General features: G+C 39.7%; 18 protein-coding genes. 9 read left to right on the top strand and 9 right to left on the bottom strand.

Annotation, left to right across the window (positions count from 1 at the left end):
• Window positions 1-90: 90 nt before the first annotated feature.
• Entirely contained in the window at window positions 91-915 is an 825-nt protein-coding gene (locus MR054_RS08500; RefSeq protein ID WP_242157480.1) for a cyclase family protein, read from the top strand.
• A gap of 3 nt (window positions 916-918) precedes the next feature.
• Here MR054_RS08500 and pheT read toward each other — a convergent pair whose 3' ends face one another.
• The 8 genes from pheT to MR054_RS08460 all read right to left on the bottom strand — a co-directional run bounded on the left by pheT (window position 919) and on the right by MR054_RS08460 (window position 10,201).
• Window positions 919-3,345 carry a phenylalanine--tRNA ligase subunit beta gene (pheT, locus tag MR054_RS08495; RefSeq protein ID WP_242157479.1) on the bottom strand — a complete coding sequence of 809 codons (2,427 nt, stop codon included), beginning with the start codon at window positions 3,343-3,345 and terminating at the stop codon, window positions 919-921.
• Window positions 3,346-3,497: 152 nt separating this feature from the next.
• Window positions 3,498-4,022, bottom strand: coding sequence for a YybH family protein (locus tag MR054_RS08490; protein ID WP_242157478.1), 525 nt, complete (start codon window positions 4,020-4,022; stop codon window positions 3,498-3,500).
• Window positions 4,023-4,104: 82 nt separating this feature from the next.
• Complete coding sequence (locus MR054_RS08485) at window positions 4,105-4,815, bottom strand: fatty acid desaturase (protein ID WP_242157476.1); 711 nt, start codon at window positions 4,813-4,815, stop codon at window positions 4,105-4,107.
• Between the two features lie 130 nt (window positions 4,816-4,945).
• Entirely contained in the window at window positions 4,946-5,611 is a 666-nt protein-coding gene (locus tag MR054_RS08480) for an alpha/beta hydrolase (protein ID WP_242157475.1), read from the bottom strand.
• Window positions 5,612-5,944 (bottom strand): hypothetical protein, encoded by a 333-nt coding sequence (locus MR054_RS08475; protein WP_242157474.1) that lies wholly within the window; start codon window positions 5,942-5,944, stop codon window positions 5,612-5,614.
• Window positions 5,945-5,950: 6 nt separating this feature from the next.
• On the bottom strand, window positions 5,951-7,204 hold the full coding sequence (locus MR054_RS08470) for a dihydroorotase (protein WP_242157473.1): 1,254 nt from the start codon (window positions 7,202-7,204) through the stop codon (window positions 5,951-5,953).
• Window positions 7,201-9,126: a BatA domain-containing protein gene (locus MR054_RS08465; RefSeq protein ID WP_242157472.1), complete on the bottom strand. Its 1,926-nt coding sequence runs from the start codon at window positions 9,124-9,126 to the stop codon at window positions 7,201-7,203. Before MR054_RS08465 ends, MR054_RS08470 begins: the two co-directional genes overlap by 4 nt.
• Before the next feature lie 67 nt (window positions 9,127-9,193).
• The gene (locus tag MR054_RS08460) at window positions 9,194-10,201 is read right to left on the bottom strand and encodes a glycosyltransferase family 2 protein (RefSeq protein WP_242157471.1); all 1,008 of its coding nucleotides are present in this window, start codon (window positions 10,199-10,201) and stop codon (window positions 9,194-9,196) included.
• Window positions 10,202-10,286: 85 nt separating this feature from the next.
• Between MR054_RS08460 and MR054_RS08455 the strand changes: the two genes are divergently transcribed.
• The 7 genes from MR054_RS08455 to MR054_RS08425 all read left to right on the top strand — a co-directional run bounded on the left by MR054_RS08455 (window position 10,287) and on the right by MR054_RS08425 (window position 22,998).
• Window positions 10,287-12,179 (top strand): M61 family metallopeptidase, encoded by a 1,893-nt coding sequence (locus MR054_RS08455; RefSeq protein WP_242157992.1) that lies wholly within the window; start codon window positions 10,287-10,289, stop codon window positions 12,177-12,179.
• Between the two features lie 361 nt (window positions 12,180-12,540).
• Window positions 12,541-12,954: an HYC_CC_PP family protein gene (locus MR054_RS08450; protein ID WP_242157470.1), complete on the top strand. Its 414-nt coding sequence runs from the start codon at window positions 12,541-12,543 to the stop codon at window positions 12,952-12,954.
• 106 nt (window positions 12,955-13,060) lie between these two features.
• A complete protein-coding gene (locus MR054_RS08445) occupies window positions 13,061-16,774 on the top strand; it encodes an efflux RND transporter permease subunit (RefSeq protein WP_242157469.1) in 3,714 nt (1,237 codons plus the stop codon).
• Complete coding sequence (locus tag MR054_RS08440; protein WP_242157468.1) at window positions 16,771-17,988, top strand: TolC family protein; 1,218 nt, start codon at window positions 16,771-16,773, stop codon at window positions 17,986-17,988. The genes MR054_RS08445 and MR054_RS08440 overlap by 4 nt, the downstream gene beginning before the upstream one ends.
• 3 nt (window positions 17,989-17,991) lie before the next feature.
• Entirely contained in the window at window positions 17,992-20,490 is a 2,499-nt protein-coding gene (locus MR054_RS08435; protein WP_242157467.1) for a heavy metal translocating P-type ATPase, read from the top strand.
• Between the two features lie 271 nt (window positions 20,491-20,761).
• Entirely contained in the window at window positions 20,762-22,534 is a 1,773-nt protein-coding gene (locus MR054_RS08430; RefSeq protein ID WP_242157466.1) for an efflux RND transporter periplasmic adaptor subunit, read from the top strand.
• A gap of 68 nt (window positions 22,535-22,602) precedes the next feature.
• Entirely contained in the window at window positions 22,603-22,998 is a 396-nt protein-coding gene (locus MR054_RS08425; protein ID WP_242157465.1) for a heavy-metal-associated domain-containing protein, read from the top strand.
• Between the two features lie 191 nt (window positions 22,999-23,189).
• Here the strand turns inward: MR054_RS08425 and MR054_RS08420 are convergent, their stop codons facing one another.
• Window positions 23,190-23,954 (bottom strand): TIGR02757 family protein, encoded by a 765-nt coding sequence (locus tag MR054_RS08420; protein WP_242157991.1) that lies wholly within the window; start codon window positions 23,952-23,954, stop codon window positions 23,190-23,192.
• A gap of 243 nt (window positions 23,955-24,197) precedes the next feature.
• Between MR054_RS08420 and MR054_RS08415 the strand changes: the two genes are divergently transcribed.
• Window positions 24,198-24,902, top strand: a complete 705-nt coding sequence (locus MR054_RS08415; protein WP_242157464.1) for a hypothetical protein — start codon at window positions 24,198-24,200, stop codon at window positions 24,900-24,902.
• Window positions 24,903-25,054: the final 152 nt, after the last annotated feature.

Here is a 25,054-nt window from a genome sequence, read left to right as displayed (position 1 = left end):
TTTCCATTCAATGACAACTGTAAAATTAAATGATTACATTACCTGTAATTAGAATCTGTTGGACGAATTATACCTAAAAATTACATGGTCATGAAAAACAGGATGTTCATTTTTTTACTTATTGGGCTGGTAGTATCGTGTAAAACACCCCAGGAAGATAAAGTGGCGACCACGGTATCCAATTATGAGGCCTTGTTACAATCAAAAATAGTTGATTTGTCGTATGATTTCTCGGATGAAACCATTTATTGGGTTACGGCTAAAGAGTTTCATTTGGATACTGTTGCTTATGGTGATACCGATCAGGGGTTCTTTTACGCCGCCAATAATTTTTCGACTGCCGAGCATGGAGGAACACACGTAGATGCTCCTATTCATTTTGCCAAACACGGACAAACGGTGGATAAAATTCCCCTCGAGCATTTGGTGGGCCATGCCATTAAAATTGATGTGTCCCGGAATGCACTGGATAACCCGGACTATCTTATTGGTATTAATGATTTCCTGAATTGGGAAAAAGCAGAAAAAGAACAAATACCTGAGGGTAGTATCGTATTGCTGGAAACAGGATTTTCAAAATTTTATCCCGATAAATCAAAATACCTGGGAACAGAAATGCGTGGTCCTGAAGCTATTAAGGACTTACATTTTCCAGGCCTTGATCCTAAAGCTGCCGCCTGGTTGGTAGAACACAGAAATATTCATGCCATTGGTATTGACACCCCGAGTATCGACTATGGCCAATCCACAGATTTCCAGAGCCATGTCATCCTATTGGGGAATAATATTCCTGCTTTTGAAAATTTGACGAATTTAAATGCCCTTCCGGCAAATCAATTTGTTGTTTTTGCCTTACCTATTAAAATCAAAGGGGGCAGTGGTGGTCCGTTACGCATTATTGCCTTGATCGAATAAATTCTATCGTAATTCAGCCCCAAGTTCGTTTTCAAGACTGACTTGAAGTTTGGTCATGATTTTATCAATCTGTTTATCGGTAAGCGTTTTGTTTTGGTCTTGTAAAGTAAAACTAACCGCATAACTTTTTTTACCTTGTGGTAAATTTTTACCCTGATACACATCAAATAGATTGACATCCTTGAGCAGCTGTCTTTCACTTTGTTTGGCAATTTTTAGGATATCCTCAAAAGAGACATGATTATCGATAAGCAGGGCAAAGTCACGCCGTACCTGCGGGTATTTTGGTATGGGTTCGAAAACGATCTTGTTACGCTTGACCATATCTAAGATCGCATCCCAATAAAAATCGGCATAAATGACTTCCTGTGAAATATCAAAGGCCTTCAGAATAGATTTTTTGACCATCCCAAAATCAACCAGTGGCGTTTTTTTATGGACGATGGACAACCCTTCACCAAAAAGATCATTGCGCAATGGAACTTCTGTGCAACTAGAAATGCCCAATCGATCTAGAATAGCGTTAACCATACCCTTTAAATAGAAAAAATCACTTTTGGTATTAACAGTATACCAACTTTCAGGCTCCCGATTACCGGTTACCAATAAGCAAAGGTGTTTTAATTCTTTTCTGTCATCATCGATATGGTGATAGGTTTTTCCAAATTCGAAAAGTTTTAAGTCCAGCCTTTTCCTATTTATATTATGCGAAACAGCTTCCAGACCAGAGAACAATAAGGACTGCCTAAGCACCGATAAATCATGACTCAGGGGGTTTAACATGCTAATATGGTGTTCTGCCTTCAATTGCTCGCTAAAGGTGATGTAATTCGGAGTGGTTAAGGAGTTAGACAGCATTTCAAAAAACCCCTGAGCAGCTAATAAATTACCGATTGTGTCCTGAATGACATGATCTTCAAATCGGGAGGTGTTTGAAATAGAGGCACTAAGTTTTTTAGTGGTTTTAATCGTATTATAACCATAAATTCTTAGTATTTCTTCAATAATATCAGTTTCCCGCTGAACATCATTTCTATATGCAGGTACCGTAAGTCCCAAACCGGCTTCGGTGACATTATTCACCTTGATCTCCAATGATGACAGTATGCGCTTAATAACTTCTTTCGGGATTTCTTCACCTATAAGTTTTTTGGCATTCTCAAAACTTAACCGCACTTCATAGTCTTTAATCTTATTGGGGTAAAAATCGACGATATCGCTTGTAATTTCACCACTGGCCACGTCCTGGATCAATAGCGCTGCACGCTTTAGGGCATATTCAGTTATGCTGGGATCAATACCACGTTCAAACCTGAAGGAGGCATCGGTACTTAAACCATGACGTTTCGCTGTTTTACGGATACTTACGGGATTGAAATAGGCACTTTCGAGAAAAATACTCGTGGTGGTTTCGGTAACCCCAGAATCGATACCTCCAAAGATTCCGGCAATACACATGGGTTTATTACCATCGCAGATCATGAGGTCATCCTCATGAAGTTCACGTTCCACACCATCCAATGTGATGAATTTAGTCCCCCTTTCAAGGGTTTTAACTTCAATTTTTTTCCCGGTAATTTTAATGGCATCAAAGGCGTGTAGCGGTTGGCCCAATTCATGTAACACATAATTCGTAGCATCTACAACATTATTGATGGGGTTTAATCCAATAGCTTTTAATCGGTTTTGCAGCCATTGAGGAGATTCCTCCACACTCAGACCTGAAATGGTAACCCCACAATATCGCGGCGCAAGTTCTTTATGTTTTACCTCAACATCTATTTTGAGGGTGCGATTGTCTGTGTGAAAGGCACTAACCGACGGTGTAATAAGTTCTAAATTAATATCTTTTTGTAAAAATCCGGCTTTTAAATCCCGAGCTACACCCAAGTGACTCATCGCATCAGCACGATTCGGGGTTAGGCCTATTTCGAATACATTGTCTTTTTCTATTTTAAAAACCTCTGCAGCCGGTACGCCTACTTTGAGTTTAGCATCTAAGACCATTATACCGTCATGGGATGTTCCAAGACCCAATTCATCTTCTGCGCAAATCATGCCATGGCTTTCTTCACCTCTTATCTTTCCTTTTTTTATGGTCCATGACGCTCCTTCAGTAGGATATAATGTCGTTCCAATGGTAGCGACCGGTACTTTTTGACCTGCAGCCACATTGGGTGCGCCACAAACAATTTGTAAAGGGGCTTCCTGACCAATATCGACAGTGGTTATTTTCAATTTATCGGCATTGGGGTGCTTTTTGCATGTCAATACCTCACCGATAACAACACCTTCCAATCCACCTTTTACAGATTCAAAGGATTCTATCCCTTCAACTTCCAGTCCTAAATCAGTTAAGAGTTCACTTAATTGTTCTGGTGTCCAATTTATTTTAATAAATTGTTTGAGCCAGTTATAAGAAATGTTCATATGTCATATCCCTTTTAAGCTTGCAAAGATAAACTATTGTGTCAAGCATTCAAATAGTGCCAGATTAAAAGCGGTATAAATTATGAAAAGAAATGGAGGTCCTTTTCATTGGGATCGGAGGCTGTTGAAGTTATGGATATCCTGAAAGGGGCCTAACGACGTTCAAATGGTTCAACAGCATTTAAGGCCGTTGCAGCATTAAACGCGGGATCACCAATGGTGTGATGCTCTGATGAATCGTAGTCCACCAGTATTTTCCATTGCTTGTTCACTTGTTTTAAAATAACATGAAATTTACCATAATAAGAGACCTCGTTGTCGGTGTTCGGGTTATGAGTTAATTTATAGATGCCACGCTCTGAGGCATGCTCCCTGTTACAAATACGCTCCAAAAATCGAAATGCAATAGTCTGATCCAGGCCTTTATTATGCCAACGGCTTTCATAGCCTCGAATGTATGCCGTTTTTCCTCTTATGGTTTTACCGTCCCCACTAATACGAATTAAATCTTCTGCATGTAAACTGGAAAACAGTTCGATATCCTTGGTTTCAAAGGCTTTAGTGAATTTTTCCCAAATAGCTGAATTAATGGCTCTTAATTGTTCGGCATTTTGGGAAAGACCTTGATTGGGAAAGCATAGGTAAAAACAAATAAAGGAAGTGCACAGTAATTTCATTCGGAATCCAATTTTAGTGGTTAAATAACAAAGTTATTTCAAAATATACACATCATTTATTCATGAATTGGACTCCGTAACGCTATTTCATCTGCCAAAGTCTCCACCATGGTACGCCCGGGGCATCATGGTGTTCATAATGATATCCGAAAAAATAACAACTCAAAAACGCTAAGACATGATTTTTATTCAACGTTTTCGATTTATGCTTGTTGGGATGTTCATGCCCATTTTTATGAGGAATATAAGTACCAAAATAAAACAATTGAAACGTCGATAAAATACCGGGTAAAATCCAAAAAAGTAACAAATTCTCTAATGGAAATATAAAGCGCAACACCTGTAAACTAATGGTCATCAAAATTAACTGCTTTAACGTGGTATACTTTTTTATAAACGTCCAGTACCATAACCAAAAGTTTCCGGACTCGTGATAATCGGGATCCTGATCGGTTGCTACAAATCTATGGTGTTCATGATGTTTAATAAGCAGCCGGTCATAAAAGTTAAAGGCAAAAAGGAAGGACGTTATCCAACCCATAAAATAATTCCATTTCTTATGTTTAGAAATGGAGCCGTGCATGGCATCATGAGCCGTAATAAATAATCCCGTAAAAAGATGGGTCTGCCATAAAACGGCAATATAGACTAAGGGATTTGTATACCTTAAGTCCCAATTTAATAAGCCCATTAAACTGGCATACCATATAAAAATAATGAGAAAACCAATAATTAGTCCGAGAGGATCAACAGACTTACGAAGCGATTTTATGGATTCTGTATTCTTTGGCATGTTTATTTTTGTTTAACAAAAATACAAAAAAAGTAAACAAAACCAAATTATATCTATGATCTACACGTATTTTCGATAAATAAAGATGTTGGGATTGAGGTTCATTTTAATTGAGGGTGCCAATCTCATTTTACAAATGGGGAATGCGCTGGGTCAACCAGGCCTTTAATTCATAGAAATTTTGTGGTGCCACGCCATGACCAACCGGGAACTCCGCATATTGGAATTTAATGTGTAATTGCGCTAAAAATGCTTTAGACTGTCTGGCCCATTCCACCGGGATGACTTGATCTAAACTGCCATGGGAACAATAAAAGTCCAATTTGGAGTAATCCAAGGTTTTGAAATCTTTGGGAATCAGATCTGTATTTATATAGCCACTTAAGGCCACTAAATTCTTCACTTTATGCGGGTAGGTCAGTGCCACGGCATAGCCTAAAACCGTACCTTGGCTAAAGCCTAATAAGCTAACATGATCTTTGTCCACCGGATAAGTTGCAATGGCTTCATCTATAAAATCTGCAATTAAATCGCGAGAGGCCGCCGCTTGTTTAGTGTCACTCCATTTTCCTTTTTCCGCTTCAAAGTTAATCGCGTACCAGGCATTACCATAAGGGGGCATGGGAAAGGGTGCCCTGACTGAAATGATAAAAAGCGCTTCCGGCAGTTCTGATGCAAAAGCGTACAGATCCGTTTCATCACTGCCATAACCGTGAAGCATAATGAGCAATGGTGCATTCGTTTTTAAACTAGACTCACGGATGATGTGGTATAAAGAAAGAGTATTTTTCGCCATTTAGTGTCCGATACTTGAAAACCATTTTTGAAATACGTCACCTAAAAGAGGAATGCTTTGAGCCTTACCGCTCACAGCACCAATCAGGCCATAAATAAAAAGAATACAGAAAAATAAATAAAATCCGGAGGTGACCCCCCAATTATCAAAAGAGCTCGCTACAAAACCGAGCACGTGAAACAGAAGCCATAGCCCTAGGGACTGTCTGAGATGAAAGCTTGTAAATGGATTTTTTTTGTCATTATTTAAAAAATAGGCTATAATTATGCCTATTACAGCCAGGTAACTCACAATAGCAAGTCCTTTTCCTTCATTAATGTCCTGGGCGGTCATGTGTGTTTAGTTTAATACAATTTTACGGTTTGAAAGGATGCCATAAACTTTTCCTTTTAAAGGAAATCCTTCAAATATGGCATTTTTTGATTTAGACTTAATGTCCTTAAGGCTAAATGTATAATTTTCATCGGGATCGAAAAGGGTGGCATTTAAAGGATTTCCAATATTAATGGGCCATGATTCCAAACCAAATCGCGTTTTGCCTTTGGTCAAGACCTCAATACATGTTTTTGTAGTTAATACCGTTCGCAAAGCTCCAAATCCACTCTCTAATCCAATAGTACCATAATTGGCATGATCGAATTCTACCTTTTTTTCTTCTACGTCTATTGGGGTATGATCTGTAGTTACCATATCGATAGTCCCATCCTTAAGCCCTTCAATAAGCGCCTGTACATCGGCCTGCGTTCTCAATGGGGGCAATACCTTAAAGTTGGTGTTAAAATCGGTCAAGGCCTCATCGGTAAAACATAAATTGTGTATGGCGACACTACAGGTCACATCCAATTTTTTGGTCTTAGCGTCCTTAATCAATGCGACGGATTTCGCGGCTGAGATCGTAGGAATATGTAATTTACCTCCCGTATATTCCAGTAAAAATAAATCACGAGCCACTTGCAGTTCTTCAGCCAGGGCAGGATTTCCTTTTAATCCGAGTCTGGTACTGGAGATATGCTCGTTCATGACACCATTTCTGGAAATCCTGCTTTCCTGGGGGAACGAACAGACCAATCCATTAAAATTGCTGGCATATTGTAAGGCAATTTTCATCACGTTTGGATTAGTTACGGGAGCTTTGTAATCATAAAAGGCCACAGCACCGGCGGTCTTCATATCGAACAGTTCTGCCAATTCTTCACCCTTACTGGAACGCGTTAAGGCGCCCAAAGGTAATAATGTAACCGGGCTATTTGAGGCTTTTGAGAGTACAAAAGCGACATCCGCATTGGTGTCTATTATGGGATTGGTATTGGCATTCAGAGCTATGGAAGTAAAGCCGGACCGTGCCGCCGTTATCAGTCCATTTTCAATGGTTTCACGTTCTTCGTAACCAGGTTCCCCAAAACTCACACCACTGTCGAACCACCCTTGTGAAATATGAAGGTTCTTTAGTTTTATTTCTTTGAAGTTGTTCGGATTTTTTAGGTTACTTCCTATGCTCGAAATCACACCCTTTTCAATTAGTAAATCCTGAGTAGTATTATGAAAATCGCTTTTAGGATCTATAATTTTGGCAGACTTTATAAGTATGTTCATTTAAAATATTTTAAGATGAGCATTTCTATAATGAGTAATAGTAATGCAAAAATAACAAACCATTTCCATAAGGCATTAATTTTTACATCACTTTTTATAGTGTTGAAAACATCGATTACAGAATCGCTGACTAATTTAGGGTCCAGATGAGATAAATCATTATAGATTAAGTCACTTTCCTTTCTATTATAGTTGTAACTCACTGCAGCCAATGTCTGGTCTTTGTTTGTCACCGCATAGGTTCCTGCAATTGCAGGGGTTTCTTGGGTTTTAATAACCACTTTACTGTTGAATTGTTGTTGCCTGGGTATAATAGAGATCTGGTCGTTCCGTAATGATAAAATATCATCTTGCTGCAAATTGGTGGATATATCAAAACTGTTGCTCTGGCCAATGGTATAATATAAATTGGGAAGGTTAAGACTAAATCGTCCAATATTATAAAGTGTCGGAACAATAAGTGGAGAACTTTTAAAATTTGAATTATCGTCGTTTAGCGCTGATGCAAAGACATATACATTTTGATCTCCACATAAAAAGGCACTGCCGTTTTCAAATTTAAGTGCCGAAGACACCTTATTTGAATGAATGGTGTAATGTGAATTTACTTTTGGATACTGAAAATTACTGACCTGCTTTTCAAACACACCGTCATGGTATAACGGATGTGAAAAATTAATGGAGGTAATCTTTTTTTCACTGGCTGAATAATTGCCTAATTCCAGGTTATAATTAACTAATAGGGTATTATAAGAAGCTGGGTTAATGGTGTTTGAGGGAATAATAATTATAGAGCCCCCTTCTTTAACAAAAGCGTTTAAGGATAACATGAGCGAAGCTGGTATTTGTTCCAACTCATTAAGAATGATAAGCTGTTGGTCACTTATTACATTGTAGTCCAGTTGACTCATCCCGGTGGTGAGGTAATTAAACTCCTCACTCGAATAAATACGCTTTAAAAAAGCGTCATTGGCCTGGTTAATGGCAAGGACATTGATTTTTTCCGTATCATTAATATTGAAGAACAAAATATTGTCAAACTGAAGGGATGAATCATTAATGATGACCCTGCCATGGATAGTGATATCCTTTGGAAGGGAGAAGGTCGTTTGAGCCTTTTGATCCAGATCAACAGAGGTTTTAGCGATAAGACGGGTATTATCATAAAGTGAAACGGGTAAATCTTTCACAAATTGGCCACTGTTTTTCAGGGATACGGTAAGTTCCAATGTGGTTGCATTAGAATTGGAAATGTACATGCTATCTATGGCTATATTATCGGTGTTTACAGGCTTTAGCTTGACCAAATGCAAATTTGTAAGAGAATCAATGGGGAGGTCCAAATTGATTTTGGCTTCCTGGAAATCTGAAATAAACACCATGTTTTTTACGGTGTTTTCGGGGCTTTTAAACAAGGTATTCCCTTTTAATAAAGCCGCTTCGGCAGACAGTGGAATTGCTGAATATTGAAGTTGTAACAAATCATTTTTCAATGCTTTTACAGTCGTATTCTTGTAAGTTACATCGTTAGTGAATAGGGAAATGGTTTCATCTTCCGGAACATTGGCGATCACATCCTGAACCGCTCGTTTTAATAATTCACCCTGACCCCCTTTTGCCTGCATGCTAAACGAATTATCCAAATAGATGACGGTCTCTGATTTGGCGTTTAAACTTTTGGTTTTTGAAAAGTAGGGTTGTGCAAAGGCTAAAATAATGGCAGCAAACAGTAAAAGTCTTGTGATTAGAATGAGCCACCGTTTAATTTCAGAACTTTTTCGAGTTTGCAGGGTGGCTTTCTTTAAAAAGGCTACATTGGTAAACGCCTCTTTTTTAAACTTGCGTAATTGAAATAGGTGAACAATAAGAGGAATGAGCAGTAAAAATAAAGCATAAAGAATTTCGGGGTGTTTAAACTGCATTCGCTAATGGGTTTATCAAACCTACATATTTTTTTTCATTTTGTAGCATCAAAATTAATAATTTGCCTTAACAAAAGAACACATAATCTGTAATGGGTTTTAAATGCAATTGGGCGAAAAAGGCTCGGATTTCCTTTTGGGCTTTTTTATTGGCCACCGTTATGATACTTTGTGTATGTTCCATGGTTTTTAATGTACTGAACGGATGCATGGTCTTACCATAAATTTTACGACCAATTTTATTGGGGTTGTTACAAATCCACTCAAATGGAATGCCATGATCTAAAAGAATTTTAGCTGCAGTTTTGCCCTTATTACCTGCACCCCAAATCACTAAAGTTTTATCTGGATCATAATCTATGGCTATAAAATGACGTGCTTTTAAAGCAGTAAAATGGTTATGTGCATAATGGATATGTGTTCTTGATGTGCGTGAAGGATAATCACGCCAGTAATGTAAAATTTGATCACAAGGGATACATTTATAATGATTCTTATAAAACCTAAAGGTTAAATCGTAATCTTCAGGATAGATATCAGGGTTAAAGGCATCGCAAGCGATCAAATCACTTTTGTACACCATCCAGCAGGGCGATGGAATAACACATTCTTTATAAATTTCTGAGTAGTTTGTTCCGGTTCGTGTCAGGGTATTCAACCAGGCTTCATAATTTTTATAGCCCTTACCAACACCATCCTTACAAAAATATTCTACCAGCCCTACGGCAACATGGGTTTTACCATATGTGATTAAGTTATGGGTTAAGACTTCCAGTTTATGGGGTGCCATGATATCATCACTGTCCATTCTGGTTACCAACGTGCCTGAGGCCTGTTCAAGAGCTTGTCGTAATGCGCTAATAATACCGATACCCTTATTTATGGATAATTTAATTCTTCGGTCCTGTTCGGTATAGGTGCTAACAACATCAAAACTGTTATCCGTCGAACCGTCGTCTACAATCACTAATTCCCAATTAGAGTAGGTCTGATTAATGATGGATTCAATGCATTCAGGAAGAAAAGTTTCCGTATTTTTGAACGGTGTCAGAATGCTTACTTTTGGTTGTTGCATACTGCTAATTTAACATAACCTTATGAAAATGGCGTGTAACATAATGGTATTTTTAGCGTCACTTAAAAAATTTAGAAACTATTATATGAATACGCGATTAATTAGCCTTTTTGCAGCAGCAATTTTATTGGTGAGCTGTGGTGCCACTAAAACGACAGCCAATGATTTAGCCATTAACACACCTATTGTTTCAACAATAGACCTAAACAGGGTTACAGACGATAAGTTGCCCGTAAGCATTGATCCTGGGCGATTTACCACAGAAACCGTAATTTTCAGACTCCCCAAGGTGATACAAGGGACCTATGCCGTTAGTGATTTTGGCAAGTATGTGGATGATTTTAAGGCTTTTGATTACGCCGGTAAGGCATTACCAGTGACGAAATTGGATACGAATTCATGGTCTATCAGCAATGCCAGGAATTTGGATAAAGTTACTTATTTCGTGAATGATACATACGATATGGAAGAAGAGGGAGGGATTGGTAAGGACATTCCATTTTCGCCTGCAGGAACTAATATAGAGCCCGATAATTATGTTTTGAATCTTCATGGTTTCGTTGGCTACTTCGATGCTTTAAAAGACAATGTCTATAAATTGAATGTGACTGCACCCAAAGAGTTGGTCCATACGTCAGCCTTACAAAATTTGGGGACTACATATAGTGATGATGGCCAAACCATGACCAATTCATATCAGGCGAATCGCTATTTTGAGATCACCGATAATCCCATGATGTACGGTAAATTTGATGTCGAAGAATTTCAAGTAGACGATATTAAAATTGTCTTAAGTGTATATTCCCCCAATAACATACATTCCGCTAAATCGCTTAAAGAGACCATCTTCAAAATGATGCGGGCGCAAAAAGCCTATTTAGGCGATATAAACAGTACACCCCGTTATGATATCTACGTCTATCTTTCTGAGGGAAAAGAGGATTCTCCAAAAGGTTTCGGAGCCCTGGAACATCATAGCTCAACAGTAGTTGTCATGCCTGAACACATGTCGGACGAGGAGTTGGCCAGCAGTATGATAGATGTGGTATCCCATGAATTTTTTCATATTGTGACCCCGTTGACCATCCATTCAGAAGATGTTCATTATTTTGACTATAATAACCCGACCTTCTCCAAACATTTATGGATGTATGAAGGTGTAACAGAGTATTTTGCAACCCTTTTTCAAATTAATCAAGACTTAGTTGATAAGGACGAGTTTTATCTTAAAATCATGGATAAGATAGAATTTTCAAAGCAAATGGATGATGCCATGAGTTTCACGATAATGAGCGAAAATGTTTTAAAAGAACCTTATAAAGACCAGTATTTAAATGTCTATCAAAAAGGGGCTTTAATTGGTATGTGCGTCGATATTTTAATACGGGAAGGCAGTCAAGGAGATCGCGGTATTTTAGCGTTGATGAAGGACTTATCCCAAAAATACGGTAAAAATAAACCCTTTGAAGATGACCAGCTATTCGATGAGATTGTGGCCATGACCTATCCGTCTCTTCGGGACTTTTTCGATACCCATGTCATTGGGGATATCCCCATCAATTACAACGACTTTTTGAATAAAGTCGGACTGGAAATAGGGGAGGCCCAGATTAAGGCCAATTATATCTTGATGAACGGCGCTCCAATTGTTAGTGGTGATCCACAGAATGGCACTATATTTTTCACCGATATGGCTTTAAAAAACAGCTTTTGGAAAGACCAGGGCGTACAGGCCAACGATGTTATTAGATCCATAGATGGTAAAGACCTGACCTTTCAAAATGCCAATCAGTTGTTGCAAGAAGTTTTTCTGTGGAAACCAGGTAAGGATATCGTGGTGGTCCTCGATCGGAATGGTGAAGAAATTACAATTAAAACCATAACAACACAGGGGTATACCTTCGGAAAAGGACTTGTTGAAAAACCCGATGCTACCGAAAGCCAGAAAGCACTCCGTGAAGCTTGGTTAAAAGGCTAATACCCGCAATCCCGTCCATATTTTAAAGAAGCCCTGTCTTAAATATCAAATCCAGACAGGGCTTTTTCACGTATTTGGATACATCCTCTTTTCAAAACCCGGTCTTTTCGCATGCACTCCATATGGGTTGCCTTATTGCCCATTGATAAAACTACGCAATGAAACAGGGGTAACCGCTGTATTTCAGTAAAAGACTAAATCAAAAAAAAAACAAGCTATGTACATAAGAACCATAATCTATTTTGTTCATAATTAAACCATTATATAGAATGTTGTAAATCCAATGAAGATAATATGCTCAAAATCAAATTTTTGTTAAAAAAGTGATATAAAAATTTTATTTCTTAAATTTGTAACAGCAATGAAGCAGAGATTACATAAAATATGGGCGTTTGTAATGGCTTTGGTAGTCGTGTTTTCTACCATGTCATTTACTATAAACATGCATTACTGCGGCGATACTTTAGTTGAAACAGCCTTGTTTCACAAAGCCAAAGGTTGTGGCATGGAAATGAGTGGTCCCGTAACCGAAGGATGCACGGTAACCAAAAAGAATTGTTGTGAGGATAAACAATTAACCGTTGAAGGTCAGGATGAACTTCAATTGTCGGTTCAGAACATGTCTTTGGATCAGCACCTTTTTATAGCGTCATTTGTATACACTTATATGAACCTTTTTGAAGGTTTAAGTGAAACCATTATCCCCTTTAAAGATTATTCCCCGCCTCTGGTGGAACGCGACATACAAGTTCTTTACGAGGTTTACTTAATTTGATTTTTTAACAATGGACGGTGTTATCCCGGGACCACAGGTCTTTGGGTAATTCGCGGTATTCGGTGTTTCTGTGACACTAATGTCTAATTGTTAACTATCAAATCCAATGCTCAACAAAAGCATCAAATTTTTAATAGAGAATAAACTGGTAGCGGTATTACTACTCGTGTTATTCATTTTCTGGGGAACCATTAATACGCCATTTCATTGGGATATTAAGTGGTTGCCAACACATCCGGTCGCTGTAGATGCCATCCCTGATATTGGTGAAAACCAACAAATCGTATTTACAAAGTGGGATGGTCGCTCACCTCATGATATTGAAGACCAAATAAGTTATCCACTTACAACGACCTTGCTCGGTATCCCGGGGGTTAAAACCATTAGGAGCTCGTCCATGTTTGGTTTTTCAAGTATCTATATCATTTTTGAAGAAGACATTGAGTTTTATTGGAGTCGAAGTCGTATTCTGGAAAAGCTAAATTCCTTACCTGCTGGTTTATTGCCTGAGGGTGTTAATCCCGTATTAGGTCCGGATGCTACCGGTTTAGGACAAATTTTGTGGTACACCCTGGAAGGTCGTGATGAGAACGGAAAGGTTACCGGTGGATGGGATTTACATGAACTTAGAAGCATTCAGGATTTTTACGTTAAATATGCGTTGTCATCTGCCAGTGGCGTTTCAGAAGTAGCCTCTATCGGGGGTTATGTTCAGGAATACCAAATCGATGTTAACCCCGAACTGATGCGCCAGTACAAGGTGAACCTGGAACATGTCGTGAAGGCTGTTAAAGAAAGTAACAGGGATATTGGGGCTCAGACCTTAGAAATTAATCAGGTCGAATACCTGGTAAGGGGCTTAGGGTATGTGAAATCGGTTGCCGATTTAGAAAATGCCGTCGTGACTTCCAAAGATTTTACCGCCATAACAATAAAGGATATTGCGAAGGTGTCACTGGGCCCTTCCACAAGGCGTGGGATTTTAGACAAGGAAGGTGCGGAAGTTGTTGGGGGTGTTATTGTGGCCCGATATGGAGCCAACCCTATGGAAGTTATTGACCATGTTAAAGATAAGATTAAGGAACTGAGTTCCGGCTTGCCCGCGAAGGTGCTTAAAGACGGTAGAACGTCACAATTAACGATTGTTCCCTTTTATGATAGGACCGAACTTATCCAGGAAACTTTAGGCACCTTAAATGAGGCCTTAACCATGGAGATACTCATAACCATTTTGGTTATTGTCATCATGGTTTTCAATTTACGAGTTTCTGTCCTTATTTCGGGATTATTACCTGTAGCCGTATTAATGGTGTTCATCGCTATGAAGCTGTTTGGAGTAGATGCCAATATCGTGGCCCTTTCAGGAATCGCCATTGCCATTGGTACCATGGTAGATGTTGGGGTCATACTTTCAGAAAACATCCTTCGCCATTTGAAGGATAATAAGGAAAACGTGTCCATTAATACCGTGGTTTATAATGCGACCACTGAGGTGTCAGGAGCCATTATAACTGCGGTAATGACCACCATTATAAGTTTCATTCCTGTATTTACCATGATTGGCGCCGAAGGCAAACTCTTCAGGCCCTTAGCCTTTACCAAAACATTTGCATTAACCGCCTCGATTCTGATTGCCCTCTTTTTAATACCCCCTTTCGCAGCGTTTCTATTCCGAAAGCAACGGATTAAAAACAGGTTTAACGATGCTTTAAGTGGACTATGGATAATAGTGGGGGGCATCGTTCTCATATATGGATATTGGTTGGGATTGGTTCTAATGGCATTTGGTGTAACTGGATTACTAAAACGGAGGGAAAGGATAACTGTAAAGCAATCCAATAGCATCAATATGATCATTTCAGTATGTGCCATTGTGTTTCTATTGGCCATTTACTGGCGTCCTTTGGGAGTCGATAAAAGTGTCTTTTGGAATCTCGTCTTTGTGGGGACCCTGTGCTTTGGGTTACTCGGCATATTTTCGTTATTCATGAGATATTATACAAGGATCTTAGCATGGTGCTTGAGCCATAAAGTATTTTTCTTGTCCATACCAACACTAATTGTCGTTGCGGGGATTGCCATCATGAGAAACACAGGTAAAGAGTTTATGCCGTCCTTGGATGAAGGGACCTTTCTGTTAATGCCGACATCCATGCCGCATTCCGGTGTTGAGGAAAACAAACGTGTTTTACAGCAGTTAGACATGGCGGTCGCCCAAATTCCGGAAATTGAAATGGTTGTTGGAAAGGCCGGACGAACAGAATCTGCATTAGATCCCGCGCCTTTGTCCATGTATGAAAATATAATTCAATACAAACCTGAATACATGCTCAATGAAAGGGGTGAGCGGCAGCGCTTTAAAATCAATGATAAGGGACTGTTCGAGTTAAGAGATGGGCGTTTTATTGCCAACCCGAATAACACATCCCAAACCGGCACTTTAAAACAAAACATTCACCACACCGATTTAATACCAGACAAAAGAGGTGAGCTTTACCGCAACTGGCGACCGGAAATTAAATCTCCTGATGACATTTGGAATGAGATCGTTAAGGTCACCAAATTACCGGGTGTGACTTCGGCGCCAAAACTTCAGCCTATAGAAACGCGACTGGTCATGTTGCAAACCGGTATGCGTGCACCAATGGGAATTAAGGTTAAAGGTCAGGATTTAGAACAAATAGAGGCCTTTGGCATTCGGTTGGAAGCTATTCTCAAACAAGTGAAAGGGGTTAAGCAGGAAGCTGTATTTGCCGACCGAATTGTTGGAAAACCTTATGTGTTAATTGATATTGATAGAGAAAAACTATCGCGTTATGGAGTGACTATTGATGCGGTGCAACGGGTGCTGAAGGTCGCCATTGGTGGAATGGAGCTGACGCAGACCGTTGAAGGTCGGGAGCGCTATGGCGTTCGCGTGCGTTATCCAAGAGAGCTAAGAGGACATCCAAATGATTTGGAACAAATTTATGTTCCTGTTGAAAATGGTAATCCGGTTCCCTTAAAGGAGCTGGTTACCATCCGGTATGAGCAAGGGCCGCAGGTTATAAAAAGTGAAGATACCTTCTTGGTGGGTTATGTGTTATTCGACAAATTAGAGGGCTTCGCAGAGGTCAATGTCGTTGAAAATGCACAGGCATTAATTAGGGAAAAAATAGATTCAGGAGCATTGATCGTACCAAAAGGAATCAACTATAAATTCACCGGAACCTATGAGAATCAATTAAGAGCAGAAGCAACTTTGGCACTGGTAGTTCCTCTGGCATTACTCATCATTTTCTTAATTCTTTATTTTCAATTCCGCTCTGTGTCTACCTCTTTCATGGTATTCTCGGGAATAGCGGTGGCTTTTGCCGGTGGTTTTATAATGATATGGCTTTATGGTCAGAACTGGTTCTTAAACTTTAATGTTTTTGGAGAGAACTTAAGAGTCCTGTTCCAAATGCATCCCATAAATTTAAGCGTTGCGGTTTGGGTTGGTTTTATTGCCCTGTTTGGTATCGCAACGGATGATGGGGTAGTAATGGCTACCTATTTAACCCAGACTTTTCAAAAAAACAAGCCCAAAAACCAAAAAGAAATTAGGATGTCGGTAGTTGAAGCGGGTAAGAAACGGATTAGACCCTGCCTAATGACAACGGCAACAACCCTATTGGCCCTTTTACCTGTGTTGACCTCAACAGGACGAGGAAGCGACATTATGATTCCAATGGCAATTCCAAGTTTTGGAGGCATGTTAATAGCATTAATAACCTTGTTTATTGTTCCGGTATTATTTAGCTGGAACCATGAAATTCAACTAAAACGAACCGCAAAATGAAAAGAGCAATTATAGTAATAATCGTATTACTGGTCTATGACGTTTCAGGGGCTCAGGAATTGGATAGGCTCATCGCGGAAGGCTTATCCAACAATCCGGAAATTCAACAATTTGAAATGCAATACCGCATAGCTTCAGAAAAAGTTAACGAAGTCAGCACCATCCCTAACACGGAATTTGGGGTTGGTTATTTTGTTAGTGAACCGGAAACCCGAACCGGGGCACAACGGTTCAAGGTATCCGCAAAACAAATGTTGCCATGGTTTGGACAATTGACGGCAAGAGAACATTATGTCACTGCATTAGCGGAAGCCAGGTATGAAGATATCGTTATCGCTAAGAGAAAATTAGTGGCTTCAATCTCACAATCCTATTATTATCTTTATGAGAATAAGAGTAAACAAGAGGTTTTAACCGAAAACATCGCATTATTAAAAACCTATGAAACCTTAGCTTTAACCTCTGTTGAAGTAGACCAGGCCTCGGCTGTTGATGTTTTGAGGTTACAAATGCGTCAAAATGAATTGGAGCAACTTAAGCAAGTTTTGATGCAACAGTATTTAGCAGAGCAAACCTTACTCAATAAACTCTTAAGCCGAGATAAAGATATTGCTGTAACTATTATTCAGGAATTGCAGATGCCTTCTGAAGATTTTGATGTTGATACGGATCAATTAACCCTACACCCCGAACTCATCAAATATGATAAACTCTATCAATCTATTGAGCAGTCCGAACTCTTAAATCGGAAAGACCGTAGCCCGATGTTTGGTTTCGGGCTGGATTATATAAACGTCGAAAAACGACCGGACTTAACCTTTAGTGATAATGGCAAAGATATTGTCATGCCAATGCTTTCTGTTTCCATTCCAATATTCAATAAAAAATATCGATCGGTAACGAAACAAAACGCGTTGGAACAACACAAAATCAATTATCAGAAACAAGACCGGTTAAACAGGCTGGAAACCCTTTTGGACAAAGCCCTTAAAGCCCGTATTTCAGCCAGGATAAGTCATACTACCGCAACCAAAAACCTCAAACAAGCTAAAGATGCTGAAGATATTCTTTTATCCCGATACGAAACAGGAGGTATTGATTTTAATGATGTTTTGGATATTCAGGAATTACAACTAAAGTTTCAACTGAACCAAATAGAGGCCATTAAAGCCTATTATGTTCAGACGTCAATTATTAATTATGTGATCCAATAAAAAATGAAACACACTTATCAAATAAACGGAATGACATGCAACGGATGTCGCAATCATGTAGAGGAAACCCTTTCCAAAGTAAAAGGCGTTGTAAAGGCGTCTGTTAATCTGGAAAAAGGGGAGGCTACCATCGAAATGGAAAGCCATATTCCATTGGAAACATTTCAAAACGCCCTGCAAGAGGATGGCGGAAGATATAGCATTCATATGCCTGGGGAGCAGGAGCATACTTCAGTACCCAAAACGAAAAATCAAGCCAAAGCAAATGGCAATGGCCTATTTTACTGCCCTATGCACTGCGAAGGTGAAAAAACCTATGACAAACCCGGTGAATGTCCTGTTTGTGGTATGGATTTAATTGAAGAACAGAACCTTTCCGAGGTCTCTAATGAACAATGGACCTGCCCCATGCACCAGGACATTATCAAAGATCAGCCAGGGTCTTGTCCTATTTGTGGAATGGATCTGGTTCCTCTGCGACCAGAACCTTCGGCAGAAGAAAAAACCTATAATACCCTGTTGTTTAAGTTCTGGATTGCCGCTGCCTTTACATTACCCATTTTTCTCATTGCCATGAGCGACATGTTTACGAACAACCCATTATATGAGGTCATGACACAGCACCGTTGGAATTGGGTACAGTTTGTCTTATCCCTTCCGGTAGTATTCTATGCCACCTGGATGTTTTTTGAAAGGGCGTACCGAAGTATTAAAACCTGGAATTTAAATATGTTTACCCTTATTGGGATTGGCGCAGGTGTAGCGTGGCTATTTAGTATTATAGGAATGCTGTTTCCCGCTGTTTTTCCTGAAGAGTTTAAAACGGAGTCTAACGCCGTTCATGTCTATTTTGAGGCTGCAACAGTTATTTTAACCCTGGTACTGCTAGGCCAGCTGTTGGAGGCTCGAGCGCATAGTAAGACCAATTCAGCCGTAAAGGAATTATTAAAATTAGCACCCAACAAGGCCATAAAACTTGTGGATGGGGAGGAAGTTGAGGTACGTATTGATGACATCGCGTTAAATGATATTATAAAAGTGAAGCCCGGCGATAAAATCCCTGTGGATGGGTCCATAACAGAAGGTGAAACCAGTATTGATGAGTCCATGATCACAGGAGAACCCATTCCCGTACAGAAATCCGTTGGAGACCAGGTTAGTAGTGGTACCATTAATGGCAACCAATCTTTTTTGATGAAAGCCGAAAAAATAGGTAGCGACACCTTGCTTTCTCAAATCATTCAAATGGTCAATAAGGCCAGTAAAAGCAGGGCACCCATTCAAAATTTGGCAGATAAGGTATCGCGTTATTTTGTGCCCCTGGTGGTGATCATATCAATTATCACCTTTATGGTCTGGTCCATTTGGGGGCCGGAACCGGCCTATGTCTATGCCTTTGTTAATGCGATTGCGGTTCTAATCATTGCCTGTCCCTGTGCATTGGGTTTGGCAACACCCATGTCTGTGATGGTAGGTGTTGGAAAAGGAGCTCAAAATGGTGTATTAATTAAAAATGCGGAGGCGCTTGAAAAAATGGATCAGATAAATACCTTGATTGTGGATAAGACAGGCACGATTACCGAAGGAAAACCCAGGGTAATAAAAGTGGGCGCGTTTGGTGGTTTCAAAGAGGAGGACGTGTTGCAATATATGGTATCGGTCAATGTCAATAGCGAACACCCCTTAGCGGAAGCAACCGTTAAATATGGAAAGGCGCATCAGGTGGACCTGTTAAAATCGAACAACTTTAAAGCTGTTACCGGTAAAGGGGTGGAAACTGAAATTAATGGAAAGAAGGTTGCTTTAGGAAATCCAAAGATGATGGATTTTGTTGGGGCAGAACGCACTTCCGAAATGGATGACGAGGCTAAAACCTATCAGCAACAGGGCAAAACAGTGTCATTTTTGGCCATTGATAAACAAGTAGCCGGATATGTTGTTATTGGGGATAATTTAAAGGAAACCAGTGCAAAAGCCATACAGGAGCTCCAACGCAAGGGAATAGATGTGGTCATGCTTACAGGGGACAATTATGAAACGGCACAGGCCATAGCCTCCGAATTAAAACTTGCGGATTTTAAAGCCGGGATGCTTCCCGAGGATAAGTTAAAAGCAGTTGAAAAACTGCAGGACAGCGGTAAGGTGGTTGCCATGGCAGGTGATGGGATTAACGATGCACCGGCCTTAGCCAAAAGTGATGTAGGCATTGCCATGGGAACAGGAACAGATGTGGCCATTGAAAGCGCCATGATAACCTTGGTTAAGGGGGATTTAAACGGTATTGTAAAGGCAAGAAATTTAAGTGATGCTGTGATGAAAAATATTAAGCAAAACCTGTTTTTTGCACTCATCTATAACACTTTGGGCGTGCCCATTGCTGCAGGGGTCCTGTTTCCCGTTTTCGGAATATTACTTTCCCCAATGATTGCTGCCTTGGCGATGAGTTTCAGTTCGGTATCGGTCATATCCAATGCGTTACGGTTAAGACGTTTAAATATTTAATTATGGTAAGAAGCAATATAATATTGAAAATCAGTAAAATGCATTTTTATTTCGAATGCTTTTCAGGAATCCGATTTTGGTTTGGGATTCATATGGATTATGGTAGCCGTGACCATCTTAAACAGCTAAGCCAAGGATCCACATCAGTCAATAATGAATTAAGCCCATTCAAAGCGGATATATCCGAAGGGATAAAATCTATGGCATTAAGGACTGTTAACACGGTACTATGCTAACAAATAGTACGAATACGAATAAAAAAGAAAACATCATGAAGAAATATATCGTTTATATCGCAGTATTACTTATCGGATTGCTACTGGGCTGGTGGCTATTTGGTAACCCTTCCCATAAGGAAGGTGAGCACGATCATCTTAAAGTCGCTGAAACGAGACAAATGTGGACCTGCTCCATGCATCCACAAATAATGCAACCCGAGCCCGGGGATTGTCCTATTTGTGGTATGGATTTAATCCCGGCGGAGACCGCCGCCGACGGGCTTTCGGCGGATCAATTCCAATTGACCGATAATGCCATGGCATTGGCCAACATTAAAACCTCAATTGTCGGGACGAATTCCGGAGCGGATCAATCCATCAAGCTCTCCGGTAAAATTGTAGAAAATGAGGAAGCCAATGTGGTCCAGGTGAGCTATTTTACGGGGAGAATAGAACAATTGAATGTCAGCTTTAAGGGGGAAGAGGTTAAAAAAGGGCAACGTTTGGCCACTATTTATTCCGCGGAATTGTACGCGGCTCAACAAGAATTAATTACAGCTGCTACTTTAAAGGAATCCCAACCGGAATTGTATAAGGCGGTTCGAAACAAATTAAAATTATGGAAGTTATCAGAGGATCAAATTAATGGCATTGAAGCATCGGGAACAGTAAAGGAAAATTTCCCGGTTATTGCAACGGTTTCCGGAACGGTTACCGATAAATTGGTTGAAGAAGGCGATTATATCAAACAGGGGCAACCCTTGTTTAAGATCGCCAATTTAAATACGGTTTGGGCTAATTTGGATGTCTATGAAAATCAGATTGACCTGTTCAAAACGGGACAGGACATTACCATAACCACGCATGCCTATCCGGGCAAAGCCTTTAAGGCCAGAGTGGATTTTATTGATCCCATTCTGGATTCCGGGACCAGAACGGTAAAATTAAGAGTGGTTTTAGATAATAAGGACGGCTTGCTTAAACCCGGAATGTTCGTTGAAGGCCGGATACAGGGATTTGAAACCTCTGGCGGACAGGTTTTGACGATCCCCAAATCTGCTGTTTTATGGACGGGAGAACGCTCCGTCGTGTATTTGAAGCCCCAACCGGATCAACCCATTTTTGAGATGCGCGACATCATTTTAGGAAAGCCCTTAGGCGCGTATTACGAGGTTCTGGGCGGTTTGAAAAGGGGTGATGAAATTGTTACCAACGGCACCTTTACCGTCGATGCAGCGGCGCAATTACAAGGCAAAAAATCGATGATGAACAAGGACGGGAGCACATCAATGACGGGTCATGAAGGCCATTGGGGGACACCACCAATAATGTCTGCAAATCAGGAGAATTATTCGAACCCCAATGAAAGAATCACCGTATCGGTAGGCTTCCAAAAGCAATTAAAGGAGGTCTATGAGGCATATATACAACTAAAGGATGCTTTAGTGCATAATGATCGTAAGGCCGTAAAAGATGCGGCACAGGGATTGATGGGTAAACTGGATGACATGGACCAGACCGAATTGGCCGATACCATAGCGCGAACCCATTGGATGTCATTGGAAAACGAATTGAAATTAGTCACAAGTTCCATTTCCAAAGCAACAGCACTAAAAGCGCAGCGTAGTCATTTTAAGCATTTATCATCCCCTATAATCCATGCTATACAAATATTTGGCATCGGGGAAAAAGTCTATGTGGAATTTTGTCCAATGGCCGATAATAACAAAGGCGCCTATTGGTTGAGCAAGGAAAAAAAAGTAATCAATCCCTATTTCGGGGGAGCCATGTTAACCTGTGGCGAGGTAAAACAAATAATAGAATAAAACCTTTAAATTTTTAAATTATGAAAAAAGTCATTTTAAGTGTTGCAGTCATAGCAATAACAGGATTAATGAGCTGTAAGCATGACGCTAAGACAAAAATGGAAACCGTAGAACACGTGCAGTCTGATGAACTTTCAAGGGTGGAAACCGCCTTTGGTGTGAGGGGAAATTGTGTCATGTGCAAACAAACCATTGAGAAGGCGGCAAATGGTGTGGAAGGCGTTATTACCGCAACGTGGGATGTGAACCGTAAAGCCATGACGGTTGTTTTTGACGGTTCTAAGACGGATGAAATGGCTTTCCACAATGCAATCGCCGCATCAGGTTATGATACAGAGCGTGTTGCAGGGAATGAAGAAGCCTATAAAAATTTACCTGAATGCTGTCAATATGACCATGCGATGGCCATGAACCAATCGGGCCAGGTTGAAGGGGATAACCATGCCGAACATAACCATGAATAACGCCCGTTAAGGGCCTTAATGTTTAAGGTAAGGCTTTTATTCGGTCTTATGATCTTCACTCATATCTGGTAATCATTCAAATGTTATGATCAGCAGATACGTGGAGATCTGTAACAGGGCTTATATTGACGTGCGTGGACCAAGGGAAAATTTCCTGGTAAATATCCTAAAAGCGCCATCCTTCGAAGCATTTAGAATTTTTCAAAAACCCCCAAACCGAACAAGGCGAAATCATATTTTACAGGGTCCATGGGATCTAAATGTCTTAAATTTTGATCCAATTCCTGTAAAGCCTTGGCATCATTTTGTTTTCGAGTTAGTAAACCCAGTTTTCTGGCAACATTTCCGGAGTGCACATCCAATGGGCAGGACAGTTGAGCAGGCGAGAGGCTTTTCCAGATACCAAAATCCACTCCGGAATTATCCCTTCTCACAAACCATCTGAGCATCATATTTATACGTTTGGCTGCCGAATTTTTTAAGGGGTCGCTAATGTGCTTTTGACTTCTTGGCCTATGGTCTATTTCGAAAAATAGTGATTTAAAGCGGGAAATAGCACCCTGCAACGAATCCGTTTCTGCGTATTTGCTAAATATGGACTCCAATCCACCGTAGGTCTTATAAAGGTGTTGTAGTGATCTTATAAATTGTTTACAGTCCTCGCCATTAAACGTTCTGTGGACAAATGGGACGCATCTGTCCAGATCGCTTGGCGTGTGGTTAAGCACAAAATCATAAGGGGCATTGTCAAGCAATTCGATTAAGCGTTTGGCACTGCTGATAATACTTTTTCTATTGCCCCAGGCAATCGTAGCGGTCAAAAAACCGGCAATCTCAATATCTTCTTTGGCCGTAAAGGCATGCGGAACTTGTATGGGATCACTTTCAATAAACCGGGGGTGGTTATACTGAAGTACCTTGGTATCTAAGAATTCCTTAAGGTCTTGTGTTTCGATCTAAATTTAATTTAAATCCAAATATATGGTTTTTTTAATATTGAGTATTGGCGGGTTGCGAATAAGAAAATGGGTCATATTTAAATATTATTTACTATATTTAAACTGTTGTACATCAAAATTTGTAGAACAGATATAACTCCCTAACAATTATTAATTAGCTTTTCCATTGAGGTACCCAAAGATACCACACGACCTTTTTATAGTATGGGTTAACTAATTTTTAATTTAAATCAACCAATTATGAAAAGACTTTTTTTTGTTTTGTCCGTCGTGGCATTTCTAATTTTTGGGTGTTCTACATCTAACTCAGAACCAGAATTGAGTAGAGATTCACCCATTAAAAAATCATTTAATCAAAGTTTGGATTTCACCAATGTTGTAAGTACGGTGTCTAAAATGGCCAACTCCAAAAATTCCAATAGCAATGGGGTAATGTTTTTTGAAAAATCGGGGGCTTTTTCAAATTTTATTGGATTTTTTGATTTTCCGAACCTTATTCTGGTCTATGAACTAAATGAAGAAGGAAATCCCGATCCATTAATCGATGTTAAAGTATTTGATGAGAATAAAGCGCAATTCTCTGCTAATACCAATAATCCCTACGTTGAAATCTCTAATTTGTTTACAGGGGAAATATTGTTTTCCAATATTTGTGATGATGAGAAGATTGGGCATTTTCATGTGAATTGGACCGCACCATATAGTGTTATTGACTTTGGTTTTGGTCCATTGTATTTCCCGGAAAACCCTGAAGAAAGTATGACTGTCAATAATTTACAACTAAGCGTTCAAGTCAATAATGGATTCGTATTAACCAACCCGGAAACAGGAGAGGGAGATTGTAATTCACCTTCTGCTGTAACGAATTTGAAGATCATTAATGTAGCCAAAAACAATAATGAATCTCAAAATAACAATTCCGTGTTCAAGATAATAGGATTGTAAATTAAATGGGATATAAATTCCAGTTCACCCATTCAAATAACTAAAAACCTGTAAAGTGGCTTTACAGGTTTTTAATTCAATTTTATTATTAAAATCCTTGGTTCTTATATGTTTTGTCCGCATTCGATTTATCTATAAAAAGAAACGTGCTA

This window comes from Aestuariivivens sediminis (genome assembly GCF_022662105.1).
Taxonomy (GTDB): domain Bacteria; phylum Bacteroidota; class Bacteroidia; order Flavobacteriales; family Flavobacteriaceae; genus Aestuariivivens; species Aestuariivivens sediminis.
This window is presented reverse-complemented; position numbering and strand designations above follow the sequence as displayed.